This window comes from Microbacterium sp. SA39 (genome assembly GCF_000967865.1).
Classification (GTDB): domain Bacteria; phylum Actinomycetota; class Actinomycetes; order Actinomycetales; family Microbacteriaceae; genus Microbacterium.
In genome coordinates this window covers 143,718-156,552 of record NZ_JXRU01000036.1, presented here as the reverse complement: position 1 = coordinate 156,552, position 12,835 = coordinate 143,718, and the positions used below count along the sequence as shown (strand labels likewise).

14 protein-coding genes are annotated in these 12,835 nt (G+C 69.2%); 7 read left to right on the top strand and 7 right to left on the bottom strand.

The features are described 5' to 3' along the window. Positions 1-29: 29 nt before the first annotated feature. Positions 30-1,553, top strand: coding sequence for a DEAD/DEAH box helicase (locus tag RS85_RS13090; protein WP_046013899.1), 1,524 nt, complete (start codon positions 30-32; stop codon positions 1,551-1,553). Position 1,554: 1 nt separating this feature from the next. Here RS85_RS13090 and RS85_RS13085 read toward each other — a convergent pair whose 3' ends face one another. Both RS85_RS13085 and RS85_RS13080 read right to left on the bottom strand, forming a co-directional pair. Next, entirely contained in the window at positions 1,555-2,475 is a 921-nt protein-coding gene (locus RS85_RS13085; RefSeq protein ID WP_046013898.1) for a DUF817 domain-containing protein, read from the bottom strand. A gap of 63 nt (positions 2,476-2,538) precedes the next feature. After that, positions 2,539-3,408: a PHP domain-containing protein gene (locus RS85_RS13080; protein WP_046013897.1), complete on the bottom strand. Its 870-nt coding sequence runs from the start codon at positions 3,406-3,408 to the stop codon at positions 2,539-2,541. A gap of 62 nt (positions 3,409-3,470) precedes the next feature. Here RS85_RS13080 and RS85_RS13075 point away from each other — a divergent pair, with 62 nt between their 5' ends. Then, positions 3,471-4,493: an endonuclease/exonuclease/phosphatase family protein gene (locus RS85_RS13075; RefSeq protein WP_046013896.1), complete on the top strand. Its 1,023-nt coding sequence runs from the start codon at positions 3,471-3,473 to the stop codon at positions 4,491-4,493. Positions 4,494-4,530: 37 nt separating this feature from the next. Further along, positions 4,531-5,973 (top strand): aminopeptidase P family protein, encoded by a 1,443-nt coding sequence (locus RS85_RS13070; protein WP_046013895.1) that lies wholly within the window; start codon positions 4,531-4,533, stop codon positions 5,971-5,973. A 119-nt stretch (positions 5,974-6,092) separates the two neighbouring features. Here the strand turns inward: RS85_RS13070 and RS85_RS13065 are convergent, their stop codons facing one another. Genes RS85_RS13065 through RS85_RS13045 form a run of 5 tightly spaced genes read right to left on the bottom strand, consistent with a single transcriptional unit; the run spans position 6,093 to position 9,273 of the window. Beyond that, entirely contained in the window at positions 6,093-6,479 is a 387-nt protein-coding gene (locus tag RS85_RS13065; RefSeq protein WP_046013894.1) for a VOC family protein, read from the bottom strand. Beyond that, entirely contained in the window at positions 6,479-7,213 is a 735-nt protein-coding gene (locus tag RS85_RS13060) for a metallophosphoesterase family protein (RefSeq protein ID WP_046013893.1), read from the bottom strand. Before RS85_RS13060 ends, RS85_RS13065 begins: the two co-directional genes overlap by 1 nt. A gap of 16 nt (positions 7,214-7,229) precedes the next feature. After that, the gene (locus tag RS85_RS13055) at positions 7,230-7,880 is read right to left on the bottom strand and encodes an alpha/beta hydrolase family protein (protein WP_046013892.1); all 651 of its coding nucleotides are present in this window, start codon (positions 7,878-7,880) and stop codon (positions 7,230-7,232) included. Then, the gene (locus RS85_RS19535) at positions 7,880-8,539 is read right to left on the bottom strand and encodes a DUF4870 domain-containing protein (protein ID WP_152642419.1); all 660 of its coding nucleotides are present in this window, start codon (positions 8,537-8,539) and stop codon (positions 7,880-7,882) included. The genes RS85_RS13055 and RS85_RS19535 overlap by 1 nt, the downstream gene beginning before the upstream one ends. Next, entirely contained in the window at positions 8,536-9,273 is a 738-nt protein-coding gene (locus RS85_RS13045; RefSeq protein ID WP_046013890.1) for a general stress protein, read from the bottom strand. Before RS85_RS13045 ends, RS85_RS19535 begins: the two co-directional genes overlap by 4 nt. Before the next feature lie 87 nt (positions 9,274-9,360). Here RS85_RS13045 and RS85_RS13040 point away from each other — a divergent pair, with 87 nt between their 5' ends. The 4 genes from RS85_RS13040 to RS85_RS13025 are packed head-to-tail and all read left to right on the top strand — an operon-like array spanning position 9,361 to position 12,831. Continuing rightward, positions 9,361-10,629, top strand: a complete 1,269-nt coding sequence (locus tag RS85_RS13040) for a magnesium transporter MgtE N-terminal domain-containing protein (RefSeq protein WP_046013889.1) — start codon at positions 9,361-9,363, stop codon at positions 10,627-10,629. Beyond that, the gene (locus tag RS85_RS13035; protein WP_046013888.1) at positions 10,629-11,180 is read left to right on the top strand and encodes a DUF1003 domain-containing protein; all 552 of its coding nucleotides are present in this window, start codon (positions 10,629-10,631) and stop codon (positions 11,178-11,180) included. Before RS85_RS13040 ends, RS85_RS13035 begins: the two co-directional genes overlap by 1 nt. Next, complete coding sequence (locus RS85_RS13030) at positions 11,177-12,298, top strand: Mrp/NBP35 family ATP-binding protein (RefSeq protein WP_046013887.1); 1,122 nt, start codon at positions 11,177-11,179, stop codon at positions 12,296-12,298. Before RS85_RS13035 ends, RS85_RS13030 begins: the two co-directional genes overlap by 4 nt. Before the next feature lie 38 nt (positions 12,299-12,336). Continuing rightward, complete coding sequence (locus RS85_RS13025; RefSeq protein ID WP_046013886.1) at positions 12,337-12,831, top strand: YcxB family protein; 495 nt, start codon at positions 12,337-12,339, stop codon at positions 12,829-12,831. The last annotated feature ends 4 nt before the right edge of the window (positions 12,832-12,835 follow it).

Sequence of the window (12,835 nt, the reverse complement as noted above, 5' to 3'; positions counted from 1 at the left end):
AGAGGGTCGCCGGACAGGCAATTGAACAAGTGACAACTTTCGCTGAACTCGGTGTCGACCAGGACATCGTCGACGCAATCGCGGCCAAGGGCATCGTCGATGCGTTCCCCATCCAGGAGCAGACCATTCCCCTCGGTCTCCCCGGTCAGGACATCATCGGTCAGGCCAAGACCGGAACGGGAAAGACCTTCGGCTTCGGCATCCCCGTCGTCCAGCGCCTCGGACCGAACCCGGAGCACGGCGTCAAGGCGCTCATCGTCGTGCCCACCCGCGAGCTCGCGGTGCAGGTCTACGAAGACATCGACCTGCTCACCAGCAACCGCTCGACCAGCGTCGTCGCGATCTATGGCGGCAAGGCCTACGAGGGTCAGATCGACCAGCTCAAGGCCGGCGCGCAGATCGTCGTCGGAACCCCCGGTCGTCTGATCGACCTCGCCGGCCAGCGCCTGCTCGATCTCTCGAACGCGACCGAGGTCGTGCTCGACGAGGCCGACAAGATGCTCGACCTCGGCTTCCTCGCCGACATCGAGAAGATCTTCCAGAAGGTCCCGGAGGTGCGCCACACGCAACTGTTCTCGGCGACCATGCCCGGCCCGATCGTCGCGCTCGCGCGCCGCTTCATGTCGAACCCGATCCACATCCGGGCCACCGACCCCGACGAGGGCCTCACGCAGGCCAACATCAAGCACCTCGTCTACCGCGCCCACTCCATGGACAAGGACGAGATCATCGCCCGCATCCTGCAGGCCGAGGGCCGCGGCAAGACCGTGATCTTCACGCGCACCAAGCGCGCCGCGCAGCGCCTCGTCGACGAGCTGGGCGACCGCGGCTTCAACGTCGGCGGCGTGCACGGCGACATGGGCCAGGATCAGCGCGAGCGCTCGATGGCCGCGTTCAAGGCCGGCAAGCGCGACGTGCTCGTCGCGACCGACGTCGCAGCCCGCGGCATCGACGTCGACGACGTGACCCACGTCATCAACCACACGATCCCCGACGAGGACAAGACGTACCTCCACCGCGCCGGCCGTACGGGCCGCGCGGGCAAGACGGGCATCGCCGTCACATTCGTCGACTGGGAGGACCTGCACAAATGGGCCCTCATCAACCGAGCCCTCGAGTTCGGCCAGCCTGACCCGACCGAGATCTATTCGTCGAGCCCGCAGTTGTTCGAAGACCTCGACATCCCGCAGGGAACGAAGGGCCGCCTCCGGACCGCCCCGAAGACCGAGTCGGTGAAGACCGAGCGCACGCGTCGTCCCGAGCGGGCGGCGGATGCTGCGGCCGAGGGCACCGAAGAGGGCGGCACGCGTCGTCGCCGGCGGCGTCGCAACAGCGAGAACCCGGTCGGATCGACCTTCGTCGAAGGCAGCGGTGAGGAATCGAGTGCCAGCGATCAGACCGCTCCCGCGGCGGACCGCGGCGCTGACGGCGGAGGCACGCACGACGGCGCAGGCAAGGAGCACCACGACGGCAAGCCCGCTCCGGCGCGCCGCCGCCGTCGTCGCCGCGGCGGGTCCGGCGCACCCGGTTCCGCCCCCGTCGCCGGGGCCTGAACTACTTCTGAGGGGCGGATGCTGCGCGAGCGGCATCCGCCCCTCTGTCGTCCCCGGGGCCGCCGCTCATCACCGATGCCGGCACCTGCGGCGGGTACACCCAGGTGACCAACACCACCGAGATGATCATCAGCAGGAACCACGAGGTCAACTTGCTCAGCGACACCGGCTGCCAGGAATCCACCTGGTCGGGATACACCCATGCTCCTGCCCACGTACCGATGTTCTCGGCGAGGTAGATGAACACGGCGACACCGCCGAACACCAGCAGCAGAGGCAGCCGAAGGGTTCGACGCCAGACGCGAGCATGCATGACGGTGGGGAGCCAGAGCAGCACGACGCCGATCAGCAGCACCCAGCGCAGATCCCACCACCAGTGGTGGGTGAAGAAGTTCAGATAGATCGCCGCCGCGAGGACCGCTGTCATCCAACGCCGGGGATAGCGCGTGAAGCCGAGGTCGAACAGGCGGTGGACGCGCACCATGTAAGAGCCGACCGCCGCGTACATGAAGCCGCTGAACAGCGGAACACCGCCGATGCGCAGGATGCCATCGGCCGCATAGGCCCACGAACCCGCGTCGGTCTTGAAGAGCTCCATGACCGTGCCGGTGAGGTGGAACAGCACGATCACCCACAGTTCGCGCCCGCTCTCGAGCCGGAACACGAGCATGGCGACCTGGATGAGCACCGCGGCTATCGTGAGCGCATCGTTGCGGGCGAGCGCGGCGTCGTCCGGGTACCAGAGCTGGGCGGCCACGATCACCAGCAGCAGTGCGGCGCCGAAGATGCACGCCCACGCCTGCTTCAGGACGAACACCGTGAATTCGACGAGCCCCGCGCGGATGCCGTTCGCCGGAGCGCCGAGGAGAACGCGGTGGGCTGCGGCATCGACGCGACGTTCGAGGGAAGTCGCTCGCTGCATGTCTGGTACCGTATCCGCCCTGCTCGACAGGCCGCAGGGAGTCTCCCGCCAGAATGCCGCGGATCAGGGGCGGCGCGAAGCGATTCCCGTCGCGCGGTCTATGATCCTGGCGACCATCTCGTCGGTCGTGGTGTTCTCACCGGGTCGATTGGGCTTGCCCGTGCCGTGGTAGTCGCTGGATCCGGTCACGATGAGGTCATGCGTGGCCGCGATCTCTCGGAGCTTCCGCTTGCCGGCATCCGTGTTCTCGCGGTGATCGATCTCGAAGCCGCCGAGGCCCGCGGCGATGAGCCGCTCGATGTACGGCACCGGCATCATCATGTCGCGACCGGTCACCGGATGCGCGATGACGGCCACTCCCCCGGCTTCCGTGATCAGCCGCACGGCCGTGAGCGGGTTCGGCGCGTAGTGGGGCTCGTAATACCCCTCGCGCGGATGCAGGATGCCGTCGAACGCCTCGGTCCGATCACGCACGATGCCGCGGGCGACGAGGGCGTCCGCGATGTGCGGGCGACCGACGGTCGCGTCGAGCGTGGTCTGGGCCACGACGTCGTCCCAGTGCAGGTCGTAGTCGCGTCCGATGCTGCGGACGATGCGCTCGGCGCGGCCGATGCGGTCCCCGCGGATGCGATCGGTCTCGGCGACCAGGGCAGCATCCGTCGGATCGAAGAGGTAGCCGAGCACATGCACGCTCCGCCATTCGTGCTTCGCGGAGAGCTCCATCCCGGGGAGGAAGGTCATCCCGAGCGCGACCGCAGCCTCACCCGCCTCGGCCCATCCCGTCGATCGGTCGTGATCGGTGAGCGCCATCGTCCGCACGCCGTGCACATGCGCCTGTCGGACCACCTCCGCAGGACTCTCCGTGCCGTCGGAGTGGTTGGAGTGCAGGTGCAGGTCGGCGGGACCGGCGAACCCGAGGGACGGAGTGGCCATCCTCCGAGCGTACCGAGCCAGGCGGCGGGAACTTCACAGGCGACGCTTCTAGGCTTGTCGGGATGCTTCGACTACTCGGGATCCTCTTCACGGTGCTGCTCGCGATCGCGACGGCGGTCGTGGTGTGGCCGCAGTTCTTCCGTCTCGAGCAGACCTTCCCGTTCGCGCAGCTCGTGGCGGTGCGAGGGCTGGTGCTGGGCGGTTTCCTCATCGTGGCCGCGCTCGCTCTGCTGCTGCTGCTCGCGCGTCCGCTGCGAGGCTTCGCGGCATCCGTCCTCATCGTCTCGCTGCTCGGCGCCGGCGCAGTGGGTCTGGTCGGTGCGAAGCGCGGCTTCGGAGCATCCGCCCTCCCGGAGAAGACCGAGGAGAGCGTGCGGGTCCTCACCTGGAACACGGCGGGCGAGGCCGTGCCGGCCGCGCAGGTCGCGCAGCAGATCCTCGAGCAGGGCGCCGACATCGTGGCCCTCCCCGAGACGACCCAGGCCGTCGGCGAGGAGATCGCGCTCATGCTGCGCGAGCAGGGGCGTCCGATGTGGGTCCACCACGTGCAGTTCCGCCCTGACGTGCCGGACGGTCCGCAGTCCTGGCAGACCACTGTGCTCGTGGCTCCCGAACTCGGCGAGTACTCCGTGATCGAGTCGTCGAAGGACGGCACGAGCAATACGGGCTCCGTCCCCAGCGCCGTGCTGATGCCGATCGACGGCACCGGACCGACGGTCGTCGCCGTACACGCCGTAGCGCCGCGCATCGAGGAGATGGAGCAGTGGCGCAGCGACCTGCAGTGGATCGCCGACCAGTGCCCCGAGGGCGACTTCATCCTCGCCGGCGATTTCAACGCCACGATCGACCATATGGCCGCGCTCGGAGTGGACGGCGGTGACATGGGCTACTGCCGGGATGCCGCGACGCGCACCGGCAACGGTCTCGTCGGTACCTGGCCGAGTTCGGTGCCTCCCCTGGCCGGAGTGCCGATCGATCACGTCATGGCCTCACCGAACTGGACGCCCTCCGGTTCGGTCGTGCTCGACGACGCCGGTGGCAGCGATCACCGCGCGCTCGTCGTGCAGCTCGAGCCGGCAGGCTGAACTCCCGGCTCCTCCCTCCAGGTGACAGACTGGAGGGATGAGCACCGGAGAGCGCGACACGATCGCAGAAGCCGCCGTAGAGATTCCCGCTGAGGCCACGACCGAGGCGGTCGAGAACAGCACCACGAATCGCAGGCAGCCGTTCCCGCAGGGCTTCCTCGACACGATCTCCGAGGGATGGGCGGAGCGGCCTGAGACCCTCCCGGCGCCCCGGGCCCAGGCGGCATTCGCCGCGACACGCCGCGCGGCTGTCTCTGCAGCCTTCCCCGGCAAGCGTCTCGTCCTCCCTGCCGGCTCGTTGAAGCAGCGCAGCAACGACACCGACTACGTCTTCCGCGCGCACTCCGCGTTCGCGCATCTCACCGGCTGGGCGTCGGATGCCGAGCCCGACTCGGTCCTCGTCTTCGAGCCGACGGATGCCGGACACGATGTCACCCTCCACTTCCGCGAGCGTGCCGACCGCACGACCACCGAGTTCTACGCCGACGCGACGGTCGGCGAGTTCTGGATCGGACCGCGCCCGTCACTCGCCGGCGTCGCCGCCGATCTCGCGATCGCGACCGACCACCTGCACGAATATCAGCCTCACGAGGGCGAGCTCGTCCTCGACGATGACGAGGACCTCACCCGCTTCGTCTCGGAGCTGCGTCTGATCAAGGACGAGTTCGAGATCGCCGAGATGCGCCGAGCGGTGGACATCACCGCGCAGGGCTTCGACGACATCATCCGCGAACTGCCGCAGGCGATCGATCACGCCCGAGGCGAGCGCGTCGTCGAGGGCGTCTTCCATCGCCGCGCTCGCGAGGATGGCAACGGCGAGGGGTACGACACGATCGCGGCCTCCGGCCCGCACGCCTGCTACCTGCACTGGACCCGCAACGACGGCAGTGTCGTGCCCGGCGACCTGATCCTCGTCGACGCGGGCGTCGAGGCCGACAGCCTGTACACCGCCGACATCACCCGCACGCTCCCGGTCTCCGGCACCTTCACCGAGGTGCAGCGCCGCGTGTACGAGACGGTGCGCGAGGCCGCGGATGCCGCCTTCGCCGCCGCCCGTGTGGGCGTGCGGTTCCGTGATGTGCACGCGGCAGCGATGACGGTGATCGCGGCCCGCGCGGCCGAGTGGGGTCTGCTGCCCGTGAGCGCCGACGAGGCGCTCGACGCGGACAAGGGCGGGCAGCACCGTCGCTACATGGTGCACGGCACCTCGCATCACCTCGGCATCGACGTGCACGACTGCGCGCAGGCGCGGCGCGAGATGTACTACGACGGCATCCTCGCTCCCGGCATGGTCTTCACGATCGAGCCGGGCCTCTACTTCCAGATCGACGACCTCACCGTGCCTGCCGAGCTGCGCGGCATCGGCGTGCGCATCGAGGACGACATCCTGATGACCGAGGACGGCCCCGAGAACCTGTCAGCCGGCATCCCGCGCACGGCCGACGAGGTCGAGGCCTGGATCGCCCGGGTGCAGGCCTGATCGCCGCGGGGGCACAAGGGCGAAGGTGCAGGCGCCTTTGGCGAGGTCGGCGTGGATCAGAAATGCTGCGGACTCGGCGTCCGCAGGAGCATTTGTGATCCAGCCTGATCAGTCGACCGTCAGTTCGCGACGATCTCGACCTTGAAGCCGTCGGCGTTCTCCAGCCAGCCGGCGTAGTGGTCGGGTCCACCCGCGTGGGGGTAGCGATCCTGGTAGAGCGGCCTCCATCCGTGAGCCGCGGCCGAGGCCATCACCGCATCGACTTCAGTGCGCGACCCGCCCCAGAGCGCGAGGTGGTTCATGCCGGGGCGACGCCGATCGTGCTCGTCCGCCGACAGGTTCGGGGAGTTCGTCAGGGTCACGTAGGACCCACCGGCATCCCAGGTTCGCCCGCCATCCCACGTGCCCGTGCACGCGAGGCCGAGGGACGCGAACAACCAATCCCAGGCGTCGGCCACCGCATCGAGATCCGCGACCCAGATCTCGACGTGGTGGATACCCTTCATCACTGCCGCCCGCGGAAGACGGCCGTGCGCAGCTCGACCGCCCACACCTCGCGCATTGGCATGGCAAGCGCTTCGGCGACAGCGATCTCGGCCTCGACGTCATAGGGCACGCGCACGAACTGCACGCTGAACGGGTCGGATGCCGTCGACCCGCCCTCGAGGATCACGTAGGACGGGGTCGGCTCGTCGAGGGGGTTGCCGACGCTGCCGACGTTGAACAGCGTCCGGCCGTCGACGGATCGGATGTAGGCGTCGTGGATGTCGGCATAACCGACCACATCGGGCATAGGTCCGTCCCCGGTCATCTCGGTGTTCTCGAACATCGCCGCGAACTGCTCCGCCGTGTGGTGGAAGTGCACCCGCACGTGCGGGCTCTCCGCCGACGCGTGGAACAGGCGGATCCGGCGCCCGCTGAGCTCGAGGTCTGCGCTGAGGGGAAGCCCCGACAGCCACGCCCTGCTCTCGGGTGACAACTCGTCGCGCCACCAGAGCATCTCCGGCAGGCCGTCATCGGGGATGCCGGGAAGGAAGTCGTCCCAGTTGCCCCGAACGTTCACCTCGCACACCTCCCGACACCGCGCGACGGCATCATCTCCCCGGGGGCCCTTGCCCGCGGTGTCCCCCAGATTGAAGATCCGCCGGATGCCGCGCGCCGAGATGTCGGCGAGCACGGCGTCGAGAGCCGTCAGGTTGCCATGGATGTCGGAGATCAGGGCGATGCGTTCCACACTCACCCTGTCATCCTCGCACTCAGCGGCGGATGAAGTCCGCGACGATCGGCGCCAGCGAGGCACCGATGTCGGATGCCGGGCGCTTCTGCCCCTTCACCTCGAACGTATGCCCGCCGCCCTCGATCCAGACGACGTCGGCGTTCTGGCACGTGGCGACGGCATCCTCGAACTGGGAGATCGGCTGGATGAACGGGTCGTTCGTCCCCTCGACGAACAGCTGCGGAACGCCGATGTCGGGAAGGTGCTCGATCCGCGGCTTATCCGGCCTGCCCGGTGCGTGAAGCGGATAGCCGAGATAGGCGAGGCCGTCGACCATCAGGCCCTCGGCGACGGCCATCGACGCCATCCGGCCGCCGTAGGACTTCCCCGTCGCCCAGACGGACGCGGCGGGATCGGCGGCTCGGGCGAAAGCCACGACCGCGTTCCAGGTGGCGATCGCGTGCGCCGCCGGGCCCGGCATCCGACGTCCCTGCTCGACGTAGGGGAAGTTGAAGCGCAGCGTCGAGAAGCCGAGTTCGTGGAGCGCATCGGCAAAGCCGGTGAGGAAGGGGTGGTCCTTGCCGGTGCCCGCACCGTGGGCGACGATCACGGTCTGTCCGCTGTCTCCGGCGGACCAGTCGGCCGAGACCGTCGTCGGCCCCGTCGGCAGCTCGACGGTGATCTCGACCATCAGGCGCGGACGAAGGGGATCGCGAACGGCACCCGTATGACCTTGCCCGACGTCGTGCGAACCGTGCCCATGATCACCAGCACGAGGTGCACGATCGAGAGCGCGAAGTAGATCGTGATCGGGATGCCGAGCGGATAGAAGTCCGAGGAGGGTGCCTCCGCCGTCAGCACGAACAGCAGCACGAAGTGCATGACCAGCAGAAGCGTCGAAACCATGAGGTAGGTGAGGCCCCAGTTCAGCGCGCTACGGGCGTTCTCACGGGCGGGGCCGCCGACGCGCCAGGAGGAACCGCCGCTCACGGCCATCGCGATCCCGGAGGCGAGGCCGCCGAAGAACGGGATCGGCAGCAGGATGAGGAAGCCGAGGACCCACGGCAGCAGGCCGCGTGGCGGCACCGCGGCCGGGTAGCCCGGCCCCGGGTAGCCGGGCGTGGCATAGCCGGCCCCCGGATATCCGGCGGCCGGATATCCGGGGGCTGGATATCCGGGGGCTGGATATGCCGGCGTCTGGGAGCCCTGCGGCGGGTATCCCGGAGCCGGAGCAGGAGCACCGTAGGGAGCAGGAGCGGCAGCCTGCACCGGCGGAACAGCGGACGCGGGAGGCGCGGGCGGAGGCGGAGGCACGAACTCGCCAGGACCCTGCGGTTCCTGTGCACTCATCGGGCGTCGCCCAGCGGACGCTCGACGCGGGTCGCCACGCCGGGTTCAGCGACGGGAGCGGGCTTCGGCTGCCCCGGGGCGCCGTCTTCGGGCTCGGCGACAGGATCGGCCGGCCGCGGCGGAACGACAGGCTCCGCAGCAGGCTCCGGGGACGGGTCCGCAGCAGGCTCAGGAGCCGGCACCGGCGCGGGTGCCGGCGTACCCACCGGGATCCGCTCGCCGTAGCGCGGCGGCTCGTCGAGGTTGACCGGCGGACGCACCGGCGCCGTCTGACCGGACCCGAGCACCTGCCGCGCCTTCGAGAGCGAGGCGGCGAGCACAGTCACCTCGTAGTGGTCTGCGGCGAACTGCGTGACGCTCGCGAAGTCCCGGCGCCTACGCACGATCGCGTAGGTCACCAGGCTCATCAGCATCCCCAGGGCCACGCCGATGAAGACGAACCCGACGAAGAGCTGGATGGGGACCTCGGGATTGCCGAGCACCAGGATCGCGGAGAGGAAGAGACCGAGCAGCACGCCGTTGATCGCGCCGGAGCGTGCGGCGGCGGCGTAGCCGAGCTTGCCCGTCACCCGCTCGATGGTGCGGACGCTCTGGCCGACGATGGCGATGTCGCGCGCAGGAACCTCCCCCGCGATCAACTTCGACACCGTCTTCTGGGCGTTCTCGTAGTCGCGCGTCGACGCGACGATCTCGCCGGTCTCGGTACCGCTCACAGGGCGGTTCAGCATGCTCATGCGGCCATTCTTCCACGCCCGACCATGGCGGGGCCGGGAACGCGATCCGCACGGCGTCCCCGAGCCCCGCGCACTACGCTGGGCAGGGTGAGCACACAAAGGGTTTTCGCCGCGCGCCTGGCCGGGTGCGCCGTCTTCGACCCCCTCGGCGATCGGCTCGGCAAGGTCCGCGACGTCGTCATCGTGTACCGAAGTACCGCTGCTCCCCGCGTCATCGGTCTGGTGGTCGAGATTCCCGGCCGACGTCATGTTTTCCTGTCGATCGGACGCGTGACATCGATCCGCGCCGGGCAGGTCATCACCACGGGTCTCATCAACGTGCGTCGCTTCTCGCCGCGCGCCGGAGAGGTGCGTGTGCTCGCCGAGCTCCTCGGCCGACGGGTCAGCTTCGTCGACGGCAGCGGCACCGCGGTCATCGAGGATGTCGCGATCGAGCCGAACCGTCTCGGCGAGTGGGCGGTCAGCCAGCTCTTCCTGCGTCGCCCGAAGACGAGCGCGTCGCCCTTCGCGAAGGGTCCGACGACGTTCGCGGGCTGGAGCGAGGTCGCCGAGCAGCGCACCCCGGGCGAGTCGCAGTCCGCCGAGCAGCTCGTCGCCTCGTACTCCGAGCTGCACGCCGCCGACCTCGCCAACACGCTGCTCGATCTTCCGCAGCAGCGCATGATCGAGGTCGCCGAGGAGCTGTCGGACGACCGCCTCGCGGATGCGCTCGAGGAGATGCCCGAAGACGAGCAGGTGCACATCCTCGATCGCCTCGGCGACGAGCGCGCGGCCGACATCCTCGACCAGATGGAACCCGACGACGCGGCCGACCTGCTCGCTCAGCTGCCCCCGGGCCGGCTCGAACAGCTGCTCGCGCTGATGGAACCCGAAGAGGCCGAAGACGTCCGGATGCTGCTGCGATACGGCCCGGATACCGCCGGCGGTCTGATGACCCCCGAGCCGATCATCCTCTCCGCTGATGCGACGGTCGCCGAGGCGCTGGCGCTGATCCGCCGTCATGAGCTCCACCCCGCTCTGGCGGCCGCCGTCTTCGTCACCCTTCCGCCTTTCGAGACCCCGACCGGTCGTCTGCTCGGCATGGTCCATTTCCAGCGGATGCTGCGCTACCCGCCGCACGAACGACTCGGCGCCATCGTCGACGACAGCCTCGAGCCGGTGCCCGTCACCGCCTCCGCCGCCGAGGTGGCCCGGATGCTCGCGAGCTATGACCTGGTCTCTCTTCCGGTGATCGACGCCGCGCACCGCCTGGTGGGAGCGATCAGCATCGACGACGTGCTGGACTATCTGCTGCCCGATGACTGGCGCTCGCATGACGACGACGCGCCGGCACCCGCCGCGAAGGAGGTGCTGTGATGGCCCGCTCATCACCCCGCCTGGACGCGCCCCTCGGCCGTGGCACACCGCTCAGCCGGGGCACGACCCGGTCGCGGCCGACCTCGCGCGATCGTTTCGGCCGCTTCACCGAATGGGTCGCCCGCGCGATGGGAACTCCGGTGTTCCTCCTGATGCTCACGCTGTTCTGCGTGGCCTGGATCCTCTGGAACACGCTGACGCCAGATCACCTGCGGTTCGATGACGCGGCTCTCGGGTTCACGGCGCTCACCCTGATGCTCTCGCTGCAGGCTTCGTACGCCGCGCCCCTGATCCTGCTGGCTCAGAACCGGCAGGACGACCGCGACCGGGTGCAGATCGAGCAGGACCGTCAGCGTGCCGAACGCAACCTCGCCGACACCGAGTACCTCGCCCGTGAGATCGTCGCGCTGCGGATGTCGCTGGAGGAGCGCAACACCCAGCTCGTCACGCGCGATGTGCTGCGGCACGAGCTGAAGGCGCTGCTCGCCGAGCTCGAGTCCGACGAGGAGAAGCCTTCAGGAGAGAAACCCTCGCGGGGCACCACGTCATGACGTCGGCCGACAGAGTCCGTGCCGCCGTGGCAGCGGTCACGGACCCGGAGCTGCGCCGTCCGATCGGCGACCTCGACATGGTGCGCGACATCGAGGTCGAGGGCGATCTGGCTCGGGTCGGGATCGTCCTCACGATCGTCGGCTGCCCGGCAGCGGCACGCATCGAATCGGATGTGCGGCAGGCCGCGGCATCCGTCCCCGGCATCGCAGCGGTGGATGTGTCGGTGGGCGTGATGACGCCGAGCGAGCGCAAGGCGCTCACCGAGAAGCTCCGCGACGGCCGCCCGGCCCGTCAGATGCCCTTCGGCCCCGATTCGCTCACCCGCGTCATCCTCGTCTCCAGCGGCAAGGGCGGCGTGGGCAAGTCCACCGTCACCGCGAACCTCGCCGTCGCCCTCGCTGATCAAGGCCTCGCCGTCGGGCTGGTCGATGCCGACGTGCACGGCTTCTCGATCCCCGGACTGCTCGGCATCCCTCCGCAAACGCAGCCGACGCGCATCGACGACCTCATGCTTCCCCCCGTCGCGCATGGTGTGAAGACCATCTCGATCGGCATGTTCCTCCGCGACGGCGAGGCCGTGGTGGCCTGGCGGGGACCGATGCTGCATCGCACCGTCTCGCAGTTCCTCACGGACGTGTTCTTCGGCGACCTCGACGTGCTGCTCATCGACATGCCTCCGGGCACGGGTGACATCGCGATCTCGATCGGCCAGCTGCTGCCGCACGCCGAGGTGCTCGTCGTCACGACCCCTCAGGCCGCGGCATCCGACGTCGCCATCCGCAGCGGCCTGGTCGCCCGGCAGACCGGCCAGCGGGTGATCGGGGTGATCGAGAACATGGCCGCCTACACCCTGGCCGACGGCACCGTGGTCGACCTGTTCGGCTCCGGCGGGGGCGCGTCCGTCGCCGCGGCTCTGTCGGAAGGCGCGGATGACGTGCCGCTGCTCGCATCCATCCCCCTGAGCCCAGCGCTTCGCGAAGGGGGGGACATCGGTGTTCCGATCGTCACCGCGGAGACGACGGATGCCGCCGCTTCGACGATCCGCGACCTCGCACGCTCGCTCGCACGCCGGGGGCGCGGCCTGTCCGGCCGCTCCCTGCCGATGTCCGTCGGCTGAGCGGTCGCCCGAGGGGCCGAGCGTGGGAGGATGGGACGATGCCCCCACGCTCGCTGACAGTCGATGAGCGCCTGCTGCGGAGGATGGCCCGCGACGCCGCGATCTACTCGCTCACTCGCCCGGCCGCGATCGTCATGTGGGTCGCACTCGCGGCCGCGCTCGTCGTCAGCATCCTCAACCTGTCCGGACTCGTCACCGAAGGCCGGGATGACGGCGGCTTCGCCGCATGGATGCCGCCGCTGATCATCGCACTCGCCGCCGGGGCCGTGATCATGTCGATCTCGAGTGCCCGTCATGCCGTGCGGGCCGCGATGCCCCCGCAGACCGTCGTCTGGGTGTCGCTCGAGGACGAGGTGCTGCGGGTGGGCAGCGGGGACCGCCGATCGGTCATCGCGTACGACACATTCCAGGGCGTGCGCGTCGGCACGGATGCCGTGCTGCTCAAGGTGCGGGATACGACCGTCGCTACGGCGATCCCCCGCGCTCTGCTGAGCGACGACGATATCGCCGCGCTGCGCGCGAAGATCGCCTGACGCA